This window comes from Paenibacillus thermotolerans, assembly GCF_028745515.1.
GTDB lineage: Bacteria > Bacillota > Bacilli > Paenibacillales > YIM-B00363 > Paenibacillus_AE > Paenibacillus_AE thermotolerans.
The window spans coordinates 68295-87634 of record NZ_JAQZSG010000001.1 but is presented as its reverse complement, the minus strand read 5'-3'; the positions used below and the strand labels follow the sequence as shown (position 1 = coordinate 87634).

The following is a 19340-nucleotide window of genomic DNA, read 5'->3' as shown; positions in this document are numbered from 1 at the left end:
TCGTATCAGCTATTCTTTAGGGTAATCCACTGCAAGGTGAGACAAAAACATTGCAAATTTACGACTGTTGGAGGCGCTTATGTTCGAACGTTCACCGGAAGCCGTCCTCATGACCGTTCCGCCGTGGCCGACTTATCTGATCAGCAATTTTCGGCAATTTGAGCCGAACGAACGGCATATCACCCGTATTAGCTCGGATTACGTGCTGCTTTTCATGCTTGAAAATACATTGCATTTTACCGAAGCGGGGACGGATGTAGAATTGAGGGCCGGAGAGTGGTACATTCAGGTGCCCGGCTTGCGGCAGGAAGGCGGAAAGGGGAGTCCTGCGCCTTTTTATTATTACATTCACTTTTCCGCCGCTTCCGTTCCCTATACCCCGGAGCAACTTTCTTCCGATGCGGAAGGAGAATCGGCGAACGATCGGACCAACCGGCTTGTGCTGCCGGTTCGCGGCCGCTTCGAGCCGAACCGCATGCGTCCGTGGCTAGACAGGCTGGATGAAGTGTCGAAACGTAGACCGACCGATTTCCTGGGGGCGCAGAGCGTATTTCTTGATTTGCTGAGTCGGATTTCCTCGGCGGAGCTGTCTTCCGAGATGCCTTCCCGTCGGATCGCCCATGAAATTATCGGCTACTTGTCGGCGAATTACAATCGTCATCTGAACGGGAATCAGCTGTCGTCGCATTTTCACTATTCCTACGATTACATCCAGCGCCTTCTCAAAAAATATTTCAACGTCACGCCCGGTCAATACATTCAAGAGTACCGCGTGAAAAGAGCGCAGGAATTGCTGGAAAACTCGGATTTGTCGATACCGGCGATCGCGGCGGAGGTCGGCTATAACGATGAAACCGTGTTTTATAAAGCGTTTCGGAAGCTGACAGGGGATGCGCCCGGAGTATGGAGGAGAAAAAAACGAGGACTTATGTAATTAAATGTAATATCGTTTACACATAAACGTTCAAAAGGAGGGGAATTATGGAGCGGGAACTTTTCAAAATAGGGGCGCTCAATTCAACCGCACATCGATCGGCCATCGGTCTTTGAGTCAGTGCTCCGAGTAGTAGGATGTGCCGATGTGTAAAACAGGGATATTTTTTAGAATCACTTTACCGTTAAAGTGAATGTTAAACACGCTTTGCGCATTTAAACCCAGTAATGGTGTGTTATCGTTTACACAAAATTAAGCGCTTATATGTTACCGTTTTCATTTTACCGTAGGCTCTCCCATTAATGCGACTTGGAGTTTCTGGCGCCGCATGTACATGACCTGAAAGTATTGGTGCGTTCGCTCGGTCAAAAACGTATATGCAGCAGGTCGTTCATATGTATGTTGATCCTTATCGTGAAGCCATCCCTTTGGAATCATTTGTTATCATTTTAGAGGAATATGGAAGGGCATAAATTAGTTAATGAACTTGTTGAAGCTTGTATAAATGCTTTTGAAACCAATGGACTGTTGGAAATTGAAAGGTCATTTATTCAGAGAATTATTAAGCTTTATATTAGGCTACCGACAATTCAAGAAGAATAATATTGGGGAAATGAATTTTGTTTAGTGAAACTGGACTTCTCCGATTGGCAGACATATAATTTATCATGAAAAAGCCGAGAATACTCCTACTCAATAGGTGGGGGATGAATCAGTGGTTTTGGGTGTATAAAGCGAACATATGTGCTATAATAACCATATCCTTCAAGAAAGGGGTTGTGTCGCATCATTCATCACAAAGCGTTTCGCTTTCGTTTGTATCCTACCAAAGCTCAAGAATTGCTATTTCGTAAAACGCTTGGCTGTACGCGTTTTGTGTTCAACAACTTTCTTGCTCATTGGAACGAAAGCTATGAAGCCACAGGCAAGGGCTTGTCTTATAACGCTTGTGCGACACAACTGCCTTCATTAAAAAAATCCCTGCCTTGGTTGAAAGAAGTGGACAGTATCGCGCTTCAAAGCGCAGTGCGTCATCTGGCAGACAGCTTTGATCGTTTCTTTCGAAAGCAGAATGATGCGCCACGCTTCAAGTGCAAACGGAATCCGGTGCAAAGCTTCACCACACGATTTACCAATGGCAACATTGCTGTCGAAGGCAACCGTTTACAACTTCCCAAAGCAGGCATGGTGAAGTTTGGAAAATCCCGCCATGTCGAAGGGCGCATCCTCTCTGCCTCGGTGCGGCTCGCGCCAAGTGGAAAATGGTTTGTTGTGCTTACTTGCGAAGTAGATATTGCGCCCCTTCCTGCAATCAATCGCGACATTGGCATTGATGTCGGTATTTCCTCGCTTGCCGTTAGTTCGGACGGTGAAGTGATTGAAAATCCCAAGTCCTACGTGCGGCATGAAAGACAGCTTGCCAAATGGCAACGTCGGCTATCCCGGCGCAAACCTGGCGGACGTAATTACCAAAAAGCCAAACGACACATTGCCCGCATTCATGAGAGAATTCGTAATCGTAGGCAAGATGCATTGCATAAGCTCACAACGAAGTGGATCCGTGAAAACCAAACGATCTGCATCGAAGACTTACGCATTGCAAACATGCTTCAAAATAGAAAACTGGCAAAGCATATCGCAGACGCATCGTGGGGTGAACTTCGTCGGCAACTGGAATACAAAGCCGTATGGTACGGGCGCACAATAAAACATGTGCCGACGTTTTCGCCATCAAGTCAAATGTGCCATGTATGCGGAACTGTGAATCAGGAAGTGAGGGACTTACGCATTCGCACATGGACATGCTGCCATTGTCATACGACACATGATCGAGATTCGAATGCTTCGTACAATATTAAAGTAATGGCGGTATAGCTTGGTTACGGTGGGACACACCGTGTTCGCTTGCTAAAAAAGAGGCTATAACGCCTCTGTTCGCAAGAATCCCCCACTTCAAGACTCGAACGGGGCTATGTGGGGGAGTGTTCAATCAAATTCAAACAAGTTTGCCATTCGAGAGGATAGATCGCAGTTGAAGAAATTGACAGTGAAAGATATTGCGAAGGAGGTTGGCGTATCGACCGCGACGATTTCGCGAGTATTGAACAACAGCGGCTATGTCAGCGAGCAGGTCCGGGAGCAAGTGCTTCAGACCGTCGAAAAATTAAATTACCAGCCGAATTCGATCGCGCGAAGCTTAAAGCAGAAAAAATCGCGAAGTGTGGGCATTGTGCTGCCGGATATGACAAATCCGTATTTTATGTCGATTGCGAGACAAATCCGCAGAAAACTGTTAACCGCAGGATACCACTTGCTCTTTATGGATTCCGAGGAGGATCCTGTTAAAGAGAAGGAAGCCTTGGATTTCTTAATGGAGAAACGGGTCGAAGCGCTGGTCGTTGCGGGAACGGGGGCCAATAAAGAGAAACTGGAAGCCGTTCATGCGTCAGGCATTCATGTCGTGCTCATCGACCGGATGATTAAAGGCTTGAAAGTCGATGTCGTCGCGGAAGACAGCCGCACCGTGTCCGAGGAAGCCGTTGCCTATTTACTAGAGAAAGGGCACCGCCATATCGGCATTATTAGCGGTCCTAGAGACGTCGTTACGGCACGGGACAGATATGAAGGGGCTGTCGCCGCATTCGACAAGCTGGGTGTTGCGGTTGATCCCCGCTATGTATATGAAGGGGATTTTTCCAGACGTTCCGGCATGGAAGCCATCAAATATTTGATGCAGCAGTCGCCGTGTCCTACCGCTATATTTTCGGCCAATAACGAGATGTCGTACGGATTGTATCTCGGCTTACACGAGCTTGGAGTCAGGACGGATCATATTGAAGTGTTGTCCTTCGGCGATTTGGAATTTTCTCCGCTGTTCCAAAATAAACTGTCTGTAATCAAACAAAATCCGGAACAAATCGGAGACGCCGCAGGAGAGCTTGTGCTGAAGCGATTGGAACAATCGGTAAAAGAATATGAAACAAGAATGTTTACGCCTCAGCTTGTGCCGAAAATCTAATTTTTTTTCGAAAAGATGTAATCGATAACATAGCAAAATTAGGGACTTTCAAGTATAATATGGAATGTGTAAACGTTAACACATATTACTTTAAAGGCGGGATTGCTATGGTAAAAGATTATGTTCGGGAATCGCTCCGAACCGAGGCGACAGCGCTCCTGGATTTAAGCAAACACATCGGAGACGAGTATGAAATGGCGATCCAGCTCATATCCGGCTGCCAAGGAAAGGTTGTCGTAACGGGAATCGGCAAATCGGGGCATATCGGCAAAAAAATCGCCGCGTCGTTATCCAGCACGGGAACGCCGTCCTTCTTCGTGCATTCGGCGGAAGCCGTTCACGGAGACAGCGGCATGATCGAAAAGCGCGACGTCGTCATCCTGTTATCCAATAGCGGCGAGACGTCGGAGGTGCTGAATGTGCTCGGCATCGTTGAAAAGATCGGCGCTGCCCGGATCGCCATTACTAGAAATTCGAAATCGTCGCTCGCCGTCCGAAGCGACGTTGCGCTCACTTACCAATACGAGAGCGAAGCGGACCATCTCGGCTTGGCTCCTACAACCAGCGCTTTGCTGCAGCTTGCGATCGGCGACGCGCTCGCGGTCGCATTGTGCCGGATGAAAGGGTTTACGAAAGAAAGCTTTTATTTATATCATCCGGGCGGCAGTTTGGGCCAACAGTTGTCCCAAAAATCAAATCTCGCATAAAATTAAAGCGCTTACCGGGAGGGGGATGGCTGTGAGCATTTTGGTAATTGGAAGCTTCATGATGGACTTGGTCGTTCGAACGGACCGTGCGCCGGCAGCCGGCGAAACGTTGATCGGCGAAAGCTTCGGAAGATTTCCAGGGGGGAAGGGAGCGAACCAAGCGGTAGCCGCCGCGCGTTTAGGCGGAGAAGTAACGATGGCCGGGAAGGTCGGGAACGACTTGTTCGGCGACGAGTTTTTTGCCGTGCTCGCGGAGAACGGCGTCGGAACGAAGCATATTTTAAGAGACGATGCGGCGTCTACCGGAGTAGGATCGATCGTGGTAGAAAAATCCGGACAAAACCGCATTATCGTCGTGCCGGGCGCCAACCTGAATTTTACGCAGGAAGAGACGGACGAACTGGAGGACGTCATTCGGCAGGCCGATCTGTTAATGATGCAATTGGAAATGGACATGTCGGTTGTAGAGCGGGCGGCGGCCATTGCCGCAAAGCATCGCGTGCCCGTCATTCTTAATCCTGCGCCGGCGGCTGCGTTAAGCGATCAACTGCTCGGCAACGTAACGTACCTTACTCCGAACGAGACCGAGCTTGCGCTGTTGTCCGGCATGAAAGTGGAATCGATCGACGATGCGAAGCTGGCGGCGTTGTCGCTCCTTGACCGCGGCGTTCACAATGTCGTCGTAACCTTGGCGGAAAAAGGCGCGCTGCTCTGCACACCGAACGGCTTCCAGCATGTGGAAGGGTTTCCGGTCGAGCCGGTGGATACGGTCGCCGCGGGCGATTCGTTCAACGGCGCGCTGGCGGTGCAGCTGGTGAACGGCGTTACACTTGCGGAAGCGGTGCGTTTTGCCAATGCGGTAGGGGCTTTGACGGTTACGAAGCAAGGAGCGATTCCGTCCTTGCCGCGGCTGGAAGAAGTAAACTCATTTATGCAAATGAGGCTAGGTTCGAATTAAGGAGGTATGGGAGGTGAACCATCAATGATTCAACTGGAGAACAGCAGATTGGTCGCAACGATCGACAAAACGAACGGGAGCATTTGCAGCATCTATGACAAAGCTAGAGAAATCGAGTTTCTTGCACAACGTCCCCGGCCGGAGGCATTTCGAGCTCGGAAGCGGGAGAGCGGACGAAGCAGCGACAGCTCATAGCCTCTCGGTTCGAAAATGTAATAATGCTCCTGCGGATTGTTCTCCACGACTCCAAGCAAGTCGAGCTGAAATGGTTTCATTACAATTGCGACAAAAACTTCAAGGAGTATAACGAAAGCGGCACGTATGCGGCGGACTCGGTTATCCATTCCGCTTGGCAGTACCGCGATGAGAGCCTTGGCTTCTTCTTTGCCAATATAACCGATGAGCCGGAAACGATCGCCGTCGAGCTCGACTTGAAGAAGTACGGACTTCCGGATCGCGGGTACAGCGTGCGCCGAATCGCCGTCGGACGTTCGAACGAGGAGCTGTTCGAAATGAAGAGCAGCGAAGCGAAGAGGCTGAACTTAAGCATTCCGGGCAAGTCGGTTGTGATCGTTGAGGTTTTATAAAAATAGGGAGGTGAAAAACGATGAAGGCGCTCGTCATTGAGAAACCGGGGCATGCAATCGTAAAAGAGGTTCCCGATCCGGTGCCGGGTCCGGGTGAGGTCGTCATCAAAGTGAGCCATGTCGGCATTTGCGGCACCGATTTTCATATCTTTGAAGGCGAATTTATTTCTCCGTACCCGATCATACCGGGCCATGAATTTTCCGGCACCGTTCACTCTGTCGGACCCGGCGTAATCGGGTTCAAAGCGGGAGACCGCGTCACGGCGGATCCGTCGTTGTTTTGCGGGGCATGCAAATATTGTCTGACGAATCGGGGCAATATGTGCGAAAACTGGGGGGCGCTGGGCAACACGGTTGACGGCAGCATGGCGGAATACGTAGCGGTTCCGGCGCGGAACGTCGTCAAGATGCCCGACGACATGCCCTTCGAAATCGGAGCTTTCGTCGAGCCGATGGCTTGCGTCGTGCATGCGATGAACCGGCTGCAGCCGAATGCGGGCAATTCCGCTATTTTGTTCGGTGCAGGAGCGATGGGACTGCAATTGGTCCAAGCTCTCGCCAGATTAGGCGCATCGAAGCTGACGGTCGTCGACGTATCGGAATCGAAGCTGGCGCTGGCGAAGTCGCTTGGGGCCACTCACACCGTGCTCAGCCGGCAGCTCGATCTCATCGAATCGGAGCGGTTCGATATTGTCGTCGATGCGACCGGCATACCGGCGGTCATTCAGAAGGCGCTATCGTTTATGGGACCGACCGCCAAATACTTGCAGTTCGGGGTAACCCCGGTCGATGCCGAGGTTCGCTTGAACCCGTTCCAATTGTATAACAAGGATTGGACGATTCTCGGCTCGATGGCGATTAACTGCACGTTTCTTCCCGCTTTCGAATGGGTGAGGGAAGGGCGCGTCGAGTTAAAGCCTCTTATTTCGAAAATCATTTCGTTGGAAGAAGCGGTTTCGTTCCTGGCCGCACCGAAGGACCCGGCATTATTTAAAGTGCAAATTAAAATATAGGAGGACTTATCAATGTACTCATTTAACGGACTGGACATGGGATTGGGCAATTTGATGCGGCTGTCGAACGCCAAAACGAGATCGATCAGCGCCGAGAACTTTACTGGGGAGAAAGGAAAAGCCGGAATGGCCACAACGGGTACCGGCGCCAATTGCGCCCGCGATCTCGGGCAAGGCTGGAAGGTATCGCCTTCGATCGAGATCGAGGCCGGCACTACGTTTACATTGGCTGAAATCGACGGCCCCGGCGCCATTCAGCATATTTGGCTCACTTGCTTCCCCGGCAGCTGGCGCCATCTCATTCTGCGCATGTATTGGGACGGGGAAGAGCAGCCTTCCGTCGAAGTGCCGATCGGGGATTTTTTCGCCAATGGCTGGTGCGAGCGAAGCAACGTCAATTCTATGCCGGTCGCCGTCAACCCGGCCGGCGGGATGAACAGCTATTGGGTGATGCCGTTCCGCAAGAAGGCGAAGATTACGGTCGAGAACCGTTTGGCGGAAAAGACGGTCTTATACTACCAAATCGATTATACCTTGACTGAGGTTCCTGAGGACGCGGCTTATTTCCACGCGCAATGGAGACGCAGCAATCCCGTTCAATATAAAGACGTTCATACGATTATTGACGGAGTGCAAGGGAAAGGCCATTACGTCGGAACGTATCTCGCATGGCAAGTAAACAACAACGGCTGGTGGGGCGAAGGCGAAATTAAGTTTTATATGGACGGCGACAAAGAGTTTCCGACGATTTGCGGTACCGGCACGGAAGATTACTTTGGCGGCGCTTGGAACTTCGAGCATCCGAAGGGCGAATACGGCACGTTCTCGACGCCGTTCCTCGGGCTCCATCAAATCATTAAGCCGGATGGCCTGTACCGCAGCCAGCAGCGCTTCGGCATGTATCGCTGGCACATTATGGATCCGATCCGGTTCGAGGAAGATTTGCGGGTGACGATTCAAGCGCTCGGCTGGCGTTCCGGGGGTCGCTACTTGCCGCTTCAGGACGATATCGCGTCCGTTGCGTATTGGTATCAATCCGAGCCGCATGCCTCGTTCAAGCCGCTGCCGGATAATGACGGGCTGGAAGTGATTTAACGGCGTTAATGAAATCCCTCGTTGACCTTTAAGCTGCGGAATCGGCTTAGGTTGGCGGGGGCTTTTTTGCGAAAAGGAGAAAACGTGAAATCGGATAATCGAAAATTAACGAACATATGTTCTTTTAATAGTAGGATAATGTTGGTATAATAGAGGAGTACAATTGAATCTTGGGTGGGTAGGTTTCCCTTCCGATAAGGAGGTGAAGCCATGGAGTTGAAGGATGCAATCACAATCATGATTTTATTTGCCGGATTTGTCGTTGCTCTTTTAACATACATCGGGAATAACTACAAGAGAAAGTAAGAACCCACCCTAAGGTTGACCGCCGAAGGTGGGTTCATTTGCCGCTGAAACTTAGAGGGGAGTAACCCATCCAAGCCGATTGTACAGCCGAGTGTTCGCAGCACTCGGCTTATTTACTTCCTATGATAACACAAAGCAAATCAGAATTGAATGAGGAATTAACCGCGAGATTCGGGTATTTATGCGATCTGCGGCCCTTTTGCAGCCTAACGATGGAGCTCGTACCGGTTCGCTTTGCTAAACCGGCGGATCGCTGCGATCTCGTCTGCTGTTAACGGCGCCGCATCCGCAGCTTTTACGTTATTCAACAGCTGCTCCAAGGAACTGGCACCGGGGATGACCGTTGCGACCGCCGGGTGCGCAAGCGAGTACCGGATCGCAAGATGTGACATGCTGCGTTCATCGCCTGCCAAGCTTTGCAGCTCATTGCGGAGGCTCTGCAGTTCTTCAAGGCTGTAGTCCAAAACCCCTTTGACCGGCTGCTTGCTTTCCGCCAAAGCGCCGCTCGCAAGCGGTCCGCGCGCGATCACGCTGACGCCATGGCTTTCAAGCAGCGGCAAAACTTCTTCCTCGGACCGGCGGTCCAGTATGCTGTACTGATTCATGACGCTGACGATCGACGAGCGCTTCACATATTCCCGGATCACATTCGGACGTATGGAGGAAATGCCGTAATAACGAATGACGCCTTCCTTTTTTAACTGTTCGAAGGCTTCAATCGTCTCATCGATAGGGTCGTCGAGCGTTCCGCCGTGAAGCTGGTACAAGTCGATATAGTCGGTTTGGAGCCTCCGCAAGCTTTCTTTGACGGCGGACAAAATGTAGCGCTTCGACGGGTCCCAAACCCACCCTTCAGTACCGGGAACCCGGCGATTGCCTACTTTTGTAGCAACGATCACGCTGCTGCGGCGGCCCGCAATCGCTTTGCCGACGAGCTCCTCGTTGCGGCCCGCATCGTACAAATCGGCCGTATCCAAAAAGTTAATCCCTTGGTCCAACGCTTTATGTATGATAGAAACGGCTTTATGTTCCTCCGTGCCGAGCGACATGCAGCCGAGTCCGATTTCGCTGACCGTCAGGTCGGACGATCCTAACCGATTTTTCTTCATAAAACCCGCCACCTTATCATCGTATAATGGTTCCATTATGGTAAATTGCCGCGCCAAAAACAAGGCGTTCGTCCGGCAAGGAAATAATGGTTGACGGATACGGCCCGAATGGATAAACTTGTAAACAGTGTTGCATTTCCAGTGAATAGAGGCTCACGTATGGTAAAATACAGCTTCCGTTTCATTAAGTTGAGGTAACGAGCGTATTGCCCAATTTCAACCTTCGCTGAAGGTTATATTGTGCTGCGTTGATTCCAATCAACAATGAGATGGAGGCTTTTCTATGCCCAAAAACAGAGCTCAGCGGGATTCGTCCGTTCTACTATTCCTCTTCCAGGCAATTAAACCTCATAAACAGTGGGCTGCCGCCGGCGCGTTCCTATCGCTTGCCTCTGCGGCAACAGCGCTGATGCTTACCTACTTTACCCAACGGCTGGTAACACAAACGATCCAAGGCGTCATACAGCCTGTAACCGTTTGGCTATTTGTGCTGCTCGTCATCGTATCCGCGCTCACCGGCGGGATATCGGGAGCGTCCTCGGGCAGATTGGGAGCGCTCGTCGGACGCGATTTGAAGCGGTCCGTCGCAGATAAGACGATGCAGGCCGAATACAGGTTCGTACGGGACATTTCCGCCGGCGATGCGGTTTCGGTCGTCAACAGCGATTGCAACCGAATATCGTCATTCGTATCGAGCGACTTGTTTTCGCTTGTAACGCAAACGTTGACCGCCATATGCGCCTTCATTTATTTGCTTACGCTTCATCCGACTGTCGGATTGCTTACGTTCGCCTATACGCCTGTCGGAATGGTTTTGGCGGGAACCATCAACCGTCGCTTGAACGCGCTCTATCCGGCATCGGCCAGGCAAAAAGGCGAAGCGCTGTCTGCCGTCGAACAGGCTTTGGCATCGCTTCCGGTCATCAAATCGTTCACGATGGAGCGGTCGATCCGAAAAAGACTCGATCTCACGTTTGAAAAGCTGTACGAAACGGACAAACGGATCAAATGGTGGGATTCGCTGCTTCAACCCGCATGCCTTTCCGTCGCAAACGCGCCTCATCTTATTTTTACGGTTGCCGGGGGCTTGTACGCTCTCTCGGGACAATTGGAGCTGGCTGTCTTTATCGCGATCGTCCAGCTGCTCGGATACATTATTCCTCCGACTGTGATGCTCCCTTTTATGATCAATAACTTGAACCAAGCCGCCGCGTCCATGAAAAGAGTCGAACGCCTTACGAACCTGCCGTCGGAAAGCGGCAACGACAATCGTATTTCAGCAGAAGCTGCAGCGAAGCCTTCCGTCGAATTTAGAAACGTATCCTTTGCGTACGATGCGGAAAACCCGGTGTTAATGGACGTATCCTTCGCCGCGGAACGTCCGGGCATAATCGCCGTCGTTGGCGGGAGCGGGAGCGGAAAAACGACGATCGGTTCGCTGCTTTCCGGTTTATTTCGCCCTGACGTAGGAAGCATTGTTTATTGCGGTCAAGACGGCGCATCGCTGAATGCCGGCGAGTTCGGAAAGCTTGTCGCCGTCATGCCGCAAGATATTTACTTGTTCTCTGCTTCTATACTCGATAACGTACGGATGGGGAAAGAGTCGGCGGAGAGAGGCGATATCGTTGCCGCTGCACGAGCAGCCGGCGTCAGCGATTTCAATTCGCACGATGAGCATGGCCTCGATACGCCGATCGGCGACGGCGGGGCTTCGCTCTCCGGCGGGCAAGCTCAGAAGCTTGCGCTCGCGCGGGTGCTTCTTAAGGATTCGCCGATCTGGTTTCTGGACGAACCGACATCGGCATTAGACGCCGCCTCTGAACAACTAACGCACGAGCTCATTCGGACGATGGCTTCGACAAAGCTGATCATGATCGCTGCGCACCGGATGTCAACGATCCGTCTTGCCGACCGGATTATTTATGTGAAGGACGGGAAGGTTGCCGCCGACGGCGCTTGGGAACAACTGACGAATAACGCCGAACTGATGAAGACGATCCGCGCGGATCGCGATTCGGAGGAAAGCGGGGTGCTGGCGGGATGAATCGATTTTTTCAATGGAACGTATTGTTAAGGAGCCTCAGCTTGATGGGGCGAAGAAAGACGATTTATTTCGGATGCTTGGGAATGGCGCTCGTCTCGACTGTGATCGGCATTGCAGCCGGTCCGATCATGAACAAACGGGTCATTAACTCTATTGAATTTGCCGACGGTTCCCTTTTTTACAGTGCGCTCGTGTTGTTGATTATAACGACCGTGCTCAGCTGGGCGGTATTTCCGGTTTCCTGCTATTTCGCCGCATGGGCCAGCAAAAAAGCGATGCTTGACGTTCGCAGCCGGTTGGCGGGACACATCGTGAAGCTGCCGTCCTCGTATTACGATACCCATGCCAAAGGGGAAACGCTTTCGCTGCTATCGAACGATCTCGATTGCTTGGAAACCGTTTATGACGGGCAGTTTTACAAAACAATGGAAAATTTCTGCGTCGGCTTCACAGGGCTCGTCATGCTGTTCGTCATCGATTGGCGGCTGGCGATCGCCGCTTCGGCATTGGGCTTCTTATCGACATGGATCGCCGGCAGGTACGGCGCGCCGATCGCCGACCTAGGCAAACGGCTGCAAGACAGTTCCGGAAAGACGACGACGGTGTTTCTGGATATTCTCAAGGGGGTTCGTACCGTCAAGCTGTTTAACCTCGGCGCGCTGATGGGGGAGAAGCTGTTTAGATCCGCAAGCATGGAAGCGGATTTGCGGATCCGGCTTTCCGATCGCCAAGCGGAAATGAACGCGATCGTCGGATTGATGAACGGTCTCTCCAGCTTCGGAATTATTATTATCGGCGCGTTCATGGTGAATGCGGGGTTGACCGATTGGGGCTCGGTCATCGTCGTATCCACACTGCAGTTCGCCACCGGCGACTTGTTCTCGCTCTTCCCGATGAGCCTTGCAAACATGCAGGCGTCGCTGTCAGGCGTGCAGCGCATCTTGCAGGTGCTGGACACTCCGGTGGAAACGATGGACGAGAGACGATACCGGTTCGTGCCGGCGGACGGAAGCGGCAATGTGCTTGAGCTGCGGAATGTTACGTTCGGTTATTCAAGAGAGGAACCGTTCCTTAAGGGCATATCGCTCAGTTTGAAGCAAGGTGAAATCACCGCGCTGACCGGCGAGAGCGGGGGAGGAAAGTCGACGCTGGTCAAGCTCATTCTCGGGCTTTATGCCCCTTCGGAAGGGGTTGTTACGCTCCAAAGCGATGAATATGAGGTAAGCGCCTCCTCATGGAGAAACCAAATTGCATATGTGCCGCAGCAGCCTTATTTATTTAGCGGGACCATAGCGGAAAATATCGCGTTCGGTTCGGAGGAAGCGGGTGCGGACGAGATCGAATCCGCCGCCAGAGCGGCCGGAATACACGAATTTCTCGCGAAGCTTCCGAACGGCTATCAAACGGTGCTTGCGGAGGATGGGAGCGATCTTTCGGGCGGGCAAAAGCAGCGGATCGCGATTGCCAGGGCGCTGCTGAAGAAGGCTGACGTGCTGCTGCTTGATGAGCTTACCGCTTCTCTTGACGGCGACAATGAAGCGTTGATTATGCAATCGATCCGCAAGCGCGTTCAAGACCGCGGCATATTGGTCGTTACGCACCGGGAAACGACCGCAAGCTTTGCGGATCGGATTTACAAATTACAATCGGGAGTGCTGACTTCCGTCCGATAAGGATGTGAATCGGTTTTGGAACCGTTGACTTTATACGAGGAGCAGATGCTGAAGCAGTTAAGACGATGGGAGAAGGAGCTGCTGAAGCCGCCAGGTTTTCTCGAAAATGCGTCGAAGGGCCTGCAAACGCGCATTAACCATATGATTCCCGAGAAGGTACACGATACGATCACAACGACGGTGAAGGGCATCTTCCAAACTGCGTTGTTCGGAGCGGAATATTTACCTAAGGGAGAACCGATGAGGGGCGCTTCATTAGCGGAGAGCGACGAGAAGGCCGAACAGCTTATTTCCGTTTACAAAAAGCTCGCTGCGGCGGAAGGAGCCGGCACGGGCGCAGGCGGCATATTGCTGGGGCTTGCCGATTTCCCGCTGCTGATCGGCATCAAGATGAAATTTTTGTTTGAGCTCGCTCAGGTGTACGGCTACTCGACCAAGGATGTAAAGGAGCGTTTGTTTATACTTCACGTATTTCAGCTCGCCTTCTCGAGCAGCGGCAAGAAGCAGGCTCTGCTTGACAAAATCAAGAGTTGGGATGTGCACATGCGCAGCGTTTCGCCGGCCGAGTCTTATGCCGACCATGTGGATTGGCAGCAGCTGCAGCAGGAGTACCGGGATACGATCGATTTCCGCAAGCTGCTTCAGCTCGTTCCCGGCATTGGCGCCGTTGTAGGCGCATGGGCGAATTACGGGCTGCTTGACGAGCTGGGAGAGGTAGGAATGAATTGCTATCGCGCAAGAAGAATCAGTGAGAAATGGGATATGCTTTAGCAGCAGAAGAAGGCGGCCATGTCTAAATATCGCGTTCTCAGGCGGATAATAGAAATAGTAAAGCAGAGGACGTGATATGTTTGTCTTACGAGCTGGACCTGATCGGCAATACCGCCCAAGGCATAAGCTATCTTGTTTATATTTCTATTAACGGGAAGAAGCTTTGCATCGGCCAACTGATTCGCCGCAGCGGTGAGCATTCGTCCCATCGCGGGACGTGGACCGCGCTAGTGAACGGAACGGAGCTCACTACGGTTATTAATGAGCATGAAGCCGTAACGAAGCTGTGGGAGACATACTGCATACAGCATCCCGACAAAACGGGGCAAAGGTTGAAGCCGATTCGGGAGTGCGCAATAGAAGAACGATTGTATCGGGTTCGGAGGAGAATTCCTAAGTTTACGGGCATGTCGGAATTCCCATCTATTGAGGCGGAGCTGAAGCTCATCCCGCTTCACCGGCGGGCTATGCTGCGAGAGGAGCTGGATGAGCTGATTTGTGATTTGCATGCGCAGCTTATGCTTTGGAGAAAGGTAAGATCCGAGTTGGATACAAAGCCGGCAATCACATTGGTTGTAAACGATAGCCGGCAACGAAACAGTCGATAAACGCCCTCCTTATATCATTATTTTCAATTAGGAAGGCTGCCTTATATTGATATAATAGTAACAGATAGAGGTGAGAAGCGTGAAAAAAAATAAGGCGAAAACCGCGCCCAAGCCTGTTCCCCAAGAAAAGGCGGCAACGCTGAAGGACCTGTTGAAACCGGAGCTGGTCGATCGATTGAAGGCTCAGGCGGATGCAATGAAGGCGGAGCAGGCGAGGAAAGAGGAAGAAAAGCGCAAACAAGCGGAAGAGGCGCGGAAAGCGGAGCAAAAGAGGCTTGAGAACGACTTCGAATATTTGCTTAACAACAGCAGCGCCGATTGGAAAAAGTTTAAATAGGAACAAGACAAAGACCCGCCGTTATTATGGCAGCGGGTCTTTGTTGTTTGATAATAAGTGATTGATCATGAGCCATAAGCTCTTTTGGATTTTTTCGGCGGGGCGGGTCAAAACAGAAATACAAACGTCCGCCAGTGTCTCCTGTGCAACGAGCAGTCCTTGCTCCAGCTCCCGCTCAATGGCGCTTCGCAGCATGACGGCAAAACCGCTGCCCGATATCGCAAGCTGTTTCGCCAACTCCGCTTGCTGCATCCTCCGAACCGCTCCTCCGAACGGAATGCGTGCCGCTAGCGCATCCGCTTCGTCATTGGTTGTAAATATCGGAAGCTCCGGACGTGCATGAGCGGTGATCGATGCGGCCAACACCCAATGATCCGTCTTATACCGAGTCACTCGGCAGCCCATATGATCGATCTCCATTCCGGCAATAAAGCCGATGTCGATTTCACCCCGTTTGACCAACGATTCCATATTCGCTTCCTCAACGATTCGGATCTCTACTTCTATGCCCGGATGAATGTCCATGAACCCGGAAATTGCCCGAACAAGCTCATATTGTCCGATTTCCTGCGGAGATCCTGCAACAATATAGCCTTTGTCGCCTTGCTTGTATTCGTTCATAGAACGGTCAAGCTGCCGGTAAAGCGAAACAATATGCTCCGCATAATGCAGGAACGTTTGACCGGCATCGGTAAGCATAACGCCTTTGGGATGAGCGGCGAAGAACGGCAAGCCGTATTGTTCTTCCAGTCTTTTGATTTGCATCGATACGGCAGGCTGGCTCATGTGCAGCCGTTTGGACGCTTCCGATATGTTGCCTGCGGAAGCTGCCTCGATAAATATTTCCAAATGTCGTACGTTCAAGCTATCATCTCGCTATAACAAAAATGTGATAGTAAATCAACGGAATATATATTGGAATTATAATGCGGAACATGCCAAAATCTCAATATCGCAAAAAAAAATAGGAGTGAGAGAGATGAGCGTGAATATAGTAATCGTTGCATTCGATGATTTTACCGATTTGGATGTGTTTATGCCTTGGGATTTGATTAGCCGGGTAAAGCGGGTGATGAAGCGGGATGACTGGAATGTAAAAATCATCGGCACAAAACCGACGCATGTATCAACTGCAGGTCTTGAAATCCCGATGCATGCCGGATTGGATGCGTTGCCTGCTGCGGATGCGGTGGTGATTTCGAGCGGGCCGGGCATTCAGCGGCTGATCGCGGACGCTGATTATTTATCGAAGCTGTCTATCAATCCGAGGCATCAGCGAATCGGTTCGATGTGTTCAGGGTCGCTGCTGCTCGGGGCCAAAGGTTTGCTGAAGGGAAAAAAAGCGACGACCTATCCGACAGCCGTCAAGCAGCTTGCTCAGTTTGGAGTGGAAGTAGTGAATGAAAGCTTCGTACTGGTAGGCAATATTGCAACAGCTGCCGGTTGCCTTGCAGCCCAGCAGCTGTCATGGTGGATTATAAAAGAGCTTGCAGGGGAAAGTGCGGCAAGGCAAGTGCTGGATTCTGTGCAGCCTGTATCTTAACCGTTTATGGCTGCTCTTCAGCCCCTCCGACTAAGGCTTGGTGCAGCCCGGCATTCCACTGCGAACGGGAACGGTCATAGACGCCGAAGCCTGCTCCGAACTCCCAATACGCCCAAGCGATTCCTCTTTTTTCCGCTTCGGTTCGCACATATTCCGTCCAGCGCACGCGCGATTCCAGATCGGCTTTGCCGTACGCGCCGAATTCCCCTAACCAGAGCGGTCGGTTATGCTCCTTGCCCCAAGAGGCAGCTCTGTCCAAATCCAGGCTTACGAACTTTTTGCCGGCCGGATTCGTTTCAGGCGGCAAGGTGTTGTACTGTCTAAACCAGCGCTTCACCCAAAGTGTTTTTTGAGCCGATTCGCTCGGCCGTACTTCCCGGTCCGGCGGCCCCGGCCAAGTGACTCCCACGGTGCCGGTTTCCGGCCCGCCCCATTCCGCGCCTTGATGCGTAAACAGAAACGGTTCGTAATAATGGAACGTTACAATGACGTTCCGTTCCTCTTCCGGGACGACTAATTTATCCAGACCTGCGATGCCGCCCCAATCGGACGTGCCGATGATTAACGTATGCTTCGAATCGATGGAGCGGATTTGTTTGATCGTTTCCGCCAGCAGCGCGTTCCATTCCTCGGAAGTCAGGTTCCCGTGCGGCTCGTTCAGCGGCTCGAAATAAACGGACATCGGGCGGGTGCCGTAACGCTCGGCGAGCTGTTTCCAAATGCTGAGGAATCTTTCCTTATGCTCGTGCGGCGACTCAAACAGCTCATCATAGTGATGAACGTTAATGACTGCATTCAAGCCTTGGGCTTCAGCCTGGTCGAGAACCCAGTCGATGCGCTGCGCAAACGTCTCGTCGATCGTATAAGGCGGTTCGGTTAAAGCGTGCGCGGACCACTTGATCGGAACGCGAATCGTGTCAAATCCGCCTTCCTTAATAATGCGAAAGTAGGATTCGTGCAGCGTGACGCCCCATTCGCCTTCCTTGGGCGCTTCCAGCGCATTGCCCAAATTTACGCCCTTGCCTAACTTTTGCAGCTGAGCAAACGGATCCGGCGCTTGTTCATCCTTTGACTTATTTTGATTCGGGCTGCAGGAAACGAGCAGAGCCGCAAACAAAATGACAGTAAAACAAGCGGCCAAAAATAAGCGGACCTTCAACATTTGAGCTCACCTCGGCAAATCCGTAAGGGTTACGGTATAAGGATGTTCATAAATACGCTTAAGCTGATTTTGGCTCGTACTGTCCGTACAGTGCTCCCCGTACCATGGCATATACCATAACCACGGCGTATGGCTTTCGATCAGCTTGCCGGGATCGGGAATCGGTCCGTTTTCCGTTAAAGCAATCGGTTTGGCGGTAATTGACGAGCAGTAATCGAAGGCACACTTTAACGGACCATAATTTCCGGGAGCGACATAAATATCCATCCCGGCAATATCGACGACATCGTCCCCGGGGTACCAATCGGGATGCGGAGCGTTCCATACCCAGATTAAATGATGGAGCTTGTGGCAGCTCGTAAATCGCTCATACATCCAGCGATATAGCTTTTTGTAAGGCTCGGGACCTTTGGCTCCCCACCAAAACCACTTGCCGTCGGCTTCGTGCAGCGGTCTCCACAAGACGGGAACCCCTTCCTGCTGAAGGCGCCGAAGCTGAACCGCGATTTCATCCATATCGGCAAGCAGCGCCTTATGTTCGTTAGATTCCGGATCGAACGCTTTCGTTAAATCAAAGTCGGTATGCTTCGTATAAAAAGATTTGTCTTCGCCGCCTGTCGGCGCATACCAATGCCAGCAAAAGGCGACGATTCCGTTATGCTTTTTGTGCCATTCGATCGCTTGCTCGACAGACCCTTTGTTTGCCTCCGTCTCCCAAATTTTATGCTCACTCGGGTTTCTAGTCTCCGTAGCGTGCGAGTAGCTGAGGAAGTCGAAGCCGCGAAGCGCCGGCAGTTTGCCGGTAACGCTCCGAATATATTCGAGCTCGGGGCCCTCCGCTGTGGCGGTGTGCTGTCCGGTTATTATTTTTTTGCCGTATATATCTTTGAAATATCGCATCAACGATCGGACTTCAGCGCCAGCTTCAGGATTGACAGGATCGAAATCCGCTCTGATCGGGGCAGGCGAAGTAGAAGGACGGAGCTTGATGCAGTCCACATCGATGTTTCCCCAGCTCTTCGCTATGGTAACCGTATGCACGCCGGCGTTGAAATACAAAGTACCGACTTCGGCGTCAATAAACCCTTCGGTTTGAGGAGAGATCAGCTCGCCGTACGCGTCTCCGTTCACGAACAGGTGGTTCCGCTTCGGTCCTTGAAGAGAGGCATGACGAACGATGAGGGCGTAGTGGCCGTCTTCGGGGATCCGAACCCGGACCTCTACTTGATCTCCGTCATTGTCGAAGGCCGTTACATATCCGCTGCCGGAATATCCCGCTAAATCGCTGGCAACGCTCGTTCCTGCGTTGATACCGTCCTCCGCTTCAAATACAAGCACTTTATCGTTATTGGCAAGCCGCAAATCACGTAAGCTCATTCGTCTTCTCCTCCGGCCGTTTCGTTTGATTTGAATATCATTATAGAAGTATGAGTGCCGGAAAGAAAGAACAATATGCTAACAGCAATTAAAAAAT

General features: G+C 51.7%; 20 protein-coding genes. 16 read left to right on the top strand and 4 right to left on the bottom strand.

Annotated features, from left to right (window positions below; translation table 11 throughout):
- Positions 1 to 79 precede the first annotated feature (79 nt).
- The 10 genes from PT964_RS00390 to PT964_RS00345 all read left to right on the top strand — a co-directional run bounded on the left by PT964_RS00390 (position 80) and on the right by PT964_RS00345 (position 8619).
- Positions 80 to 934 carry a helix-turn-helix domain-containing protein gene (locus PT964_RS00390; protein WP_274361320.1) on the top strand — a complete coding sequence of 285 codons (855 nt, stop codon included), beginning with the start codon at positions 80 to 82 and terminating at the stop codon, positions 932 to 934.
- A gap of 777 nt (positions 935 to 1711) precedes the next feature.
- Positions 1712 to 2809 carry an IS200/IS605 family element RNA-guided endonuclease TnpB gene (gene tnpB, locus PT964_RS00385; protein WP_425262645.1) on the top strand — a complete coding sequence of 366 codons (1098 nt, stop codon included), beginning with the start codon at positions 1712 to 1714 and terminating at the stop codon, positions 2807 to 2809.
- A gap of 157 nt (positions 2810 to 2966) precedes the next feature.
- Positions 2967 to 3953: a LacI family DNA-binding transcriptional regulator gene (locus PT964_RS00380; RefSeq protein ID WP_274361319.1), complete on the top strand. Its 987-nt coding sequence runs from the start codon at positions 2967 to 2969 to the stop codon at positions 3951 to 3953.
- A 107-nt stretch (positions 3954 to 4060) separates the two neighbouring features.
- Complete coding sequence (locus tag PT964_RS00375) at positions 4061 to 4660, top strand: KpsF/GutQ family sugar-phosphate isomerase (RefSeq protein ID WP_274361318.1); 600 nt, start codon at positions 4061 to 4063, stop codon at positions 4658 to 4660.
- Between the two features lie 31 nt (positions 4661 to 4691).
- The gene (gene rbsK / locus PT964_RS00370; protein ID WP_274361317.1) at positions 4692 to 5618 is read left to right on the top strand and encodes a ribokinase; all 927 of its coding nucleotides are present in this window, start codon (positions 4692 to 4694) and stop codon (positions 5616 to 5618) included.
- Positions 5619 to 5642: 24 nt separating this feature from the next.
- Positions 5643 to 5813 (top strand): hypothetical protein, encoded by a 171-nt coding sequence (locus PT964_RS00365; protein WP_274361316.1) that lies wholly within the window; start codon positions 5643 to 5645, stop codon positions 5811 to 5813.
- Positions 5814 to 5836: 23 nt separating this feature from the next.
- The gene (locus PT964_RS00360; protein ID WP_274361315.1) at positions 5837 to 6205 is read left to right on the top strand and encodes a hypothetical protein; all 369 of its coding nucleotides are present in this window, start codon (positions 5837 to 5839) and stop codon (positions 6203 to 6205) included.
- 20 nt (positions 6206 to 6225) lie between these two features.
- Positions 6226 to 7218 (top strand): zinc-dependent alcohol dehydrogenase family protein, encoded by a 993-nt coding sequence (locus tag PT964_RS00355; RefSeq protein ID WP_274361314.1) that lies wholly within the window; start codon positions 6226 to 6228, stop codon positions 7216 to 7218.
- A 12-nt stretch (positions 7219 to 7230) separates the two neighbouring features.
- Positions 7231 to 8313: a glycoside hydrolase family 172 protein gene (locus PT964_RS00350; RefSeq protein ID WP_274361313.1), complete on the top strand. Its 1083-nt coding sequence runs from the start codon at positions 7231 to 7233 to the stop codon at positions 8311 to 8313.
- Positions 8314 to 8523: 210 nt separating this feature from the next.
- Positions 8524 to 8619: a putative holin-like toxin gene (locus PT964_RS00345; protein WP_337994999.1), complete on the top strand. Its 96-nt coding sequence runs from the start codon at positions 8524 to 8526 to the stop codon at positions 8617 to 8619.
- A 206-nt stretch (positions 8620 to 8825) separates the two neighbouring features.
- Here PT964_RS00345 and PT964_RS00340 read toward each other — a convergent pair whose 3' ends face one another.
- Positions 8826 to 9728: an aldo/keto reductase gene (locus tag PT964_RS00340; RefSeq protein ID WP_274361312.1), complete on the bottom strand. Its 903-nt coding sequence runs from the start codon at positions 9726 to 9728 to the stop codon at positions 8826 to 8828.
- Positions 9729 to 10011: 283 nt separating this feature from the next.
- Between PT964_RS00340 and PT964_RS00335 the strand changes: the two genes are divergently transcribed.
- The 5 genes from PT964_RS00335 (at position 10012) to PT964_RS00315 (ending at position 15161) form a co-directional block, all read left to right on the top strand.
- A complete protein-coding gene (locus tag PT964_RS00335; RefSeq protein WP_274361311.1) occupies positions 10012 to 11772 on the top strand; it encodes an ABC transporter ATP-binding protein in 1761 nt (586 codons plus the stop codon).
- Positions 11769 to 13445: an ABC transporter ATP-binding protein gene (locus PT964_RS00330; protein ID WP_274361310.1), complete on the top strand. Its 1677-nt coding sequence runs from the start codon at positions 11769 to 11771 to the stop codon at positions 13443 to 13445. The genes PT964_RS00335 and PT964_RS00330 overlap by 4 nt, the downstream gene beginning before the upstream one ends.
- Positions 13446 to 13490: 45 nt before the next feature.
- Positions 13491 to 14216: an EcsC family protein gene (locus PT964_RS00325; protein ID WP_274361628.1), complete on the top strand. Its 726-nt coding sequence runs from the start codon at positions 13491 to 13493 to the stop codon at positions 14214 to 14216.
- Between the two features lie 80 nt (positions 14217 to 14296).
- Complete coding sequence (locus tag PT964_RS00320; protein WP_274361309.1) at positions 14297 to 14824, top strand: hypothetical protein; 528 nt, start codon at positions 14297 to 14299, stop codon at positions 14822 to 14824.
- Positions 14825 to 14903: 79 nt separating this feature from the next.
- Entirely contained in the window at positions 14904 to 15161 is a 258-nt protein-coding gene (locus PT964_RS00315) for a YqkE family protein (RefSeq protein WP_274361308.1), read from the top strand.
- Positions 15162 to 15185: 24 nt separating this feature from the next.
- Here PT964_RS00315 and PT964_RS00310 read toward each other — a convergent pair whose 3' ends face one another.
- Complete coding sequence (locus PT964_RS00310; protein ID WP_274361307.1) at positions 15186 to 16025, bottom strand: LysR family transcriptional regulator; 840 nt, start codon at positions 16023 to 16025, stop codon at positions 15186 to 15188.
- Between the two features lie 121 nt (positions 16026 to 16146).
- On the opposite strand from PT964_RS00310, the gene PT964_RS00305 reads away from it, so the two are divergent.
- A complete protein-coding gene (locus PT964_RS00305) occupies positions 16147 to 16704 on the top strand; it encodes a DJ-1/PfpI family protein (protein WP_274361627.1) in 558 nt (185 codons plus the stop codon).
- Positions 16705 to 16708: 4 nt separating this feature from the next.
- On the opposite strand, the gene PT964_RS00300 is transcribed toward PT964_RS00305, so the two are convergent.
- Together PT964_RS00300 and PT964_RS00295 are read right to left on the bottom strand one after the other, a co-directional pair.
- Positions 16709 to 17866 (bottom strand): glycoside hydrolase family 5 protein, encoded by a 1158-nt coding sequence (locus PT964_RS00300; protein WP_274361306.1) that lies wholly within the window; start codon positions 17864 to 17866, stop codon positions 16709 to 16711.
- Between the two features lie 6 nt (positions 17867 to 17872).
- Complete coding sequence (locus PT964_RS00295) at positions 17873 to 19243, bottom strand: glycosyl hydrolase (protein ID WP_274361305.1); 1371 nt, start codon at positions 19241 to 19243, stop codon at positions 17873 to 17875.
- Between the last annotated feature and the right edge of the window lie 97 nt (positions 19244 to 19340).

Coding starts and splice junctions, on each gene's coding strand:
- PT964_RS00390 (WP_274361320.1), top strand. CDS start 80: ATGTTCGAACGTTCACCGGAAGCCGTCCTCATGACCGTTCCGCCGTGG.
- PT964_RS00375 (WP_274361318.1), top strand. CDS start 4,061: ATGGTAAAAGATTATGTTCGGGAATCGCTCCGAACCGAGGCGACAGCG.
- PT964_RS00365 (WP_274361316.1), top strand. CDS start 5,643: ATGATTCAACTGGAGAACAGCAGATTGGTCGCAACGATCGACAAAACG.
- PT964_RS00360 (WP_274361315.1), top strand. CDS start 5,837: ATGCTCCTGCGGATTGTTCTCCACGACTCCAAGCAAGTCGAGCTGAAA.
- PT964_RS00355 (WP_274361314.1), top strand. CDS start 6,226: ATGAAGGCGCTCGTCATTGAGAAACCGGGGCATGCAATCGTAAAAGAG.
- PT964_RS00350 (WP_274361313.1), top strand. CDS start 7,231: ATGTACTCATTTAACGGACTGGACATGGGATTGGGCAATTTGATGCGG.
- PT964_RS00345 (WP_337994999.1), top strand. CDS start 8,524: ATGGAGTTGAAGGATGCAATCACAATCATGATTTTATTTGCCGGATTT.
- PT964_RS00340 (WP_274361312.1), bottom strand. CDS start 9,728: ATGAAGAAAAATCGGTTAGGATCGTCCGACCTGACGGTCAGCGAAATC.
- PT964_RS00335 (WP_274361311.1), top strand. CDS start 10,012: ATGCCCAAAAACAGAGCTCAGCGGGATTCGTCCGTTCTACTATTCCTC.
- PT964_RS00330 (WP_274361310.1), top strand. CDS start 11,769: ATGAATCGATTTTTTCAATGGAACGTATTGTTAAGGAGCCTCAGCTTG.
- PT964_RS00325 (WP_274361628.1), top strand. CDS start 13,491: ATGCTGAAGCAGTTAAGACGATGGGAGAAGGAGCTGCTGAAGCCGCCA.
- PT964_RS00300 (WP_274361306.1), bottom strand. CDS start 17,866: ATGTTGAAGGTCCGCTTATTTTTGGCCGCTTGTTTTACTGTCATTTTG.
- PT964_RS00295 (WP_274361305.1), bottom strand. CDS start 19,243: ATGAGCTTACGTGATTTGCGGCTTGCCAATAACGATAAAGTGCTTGTA.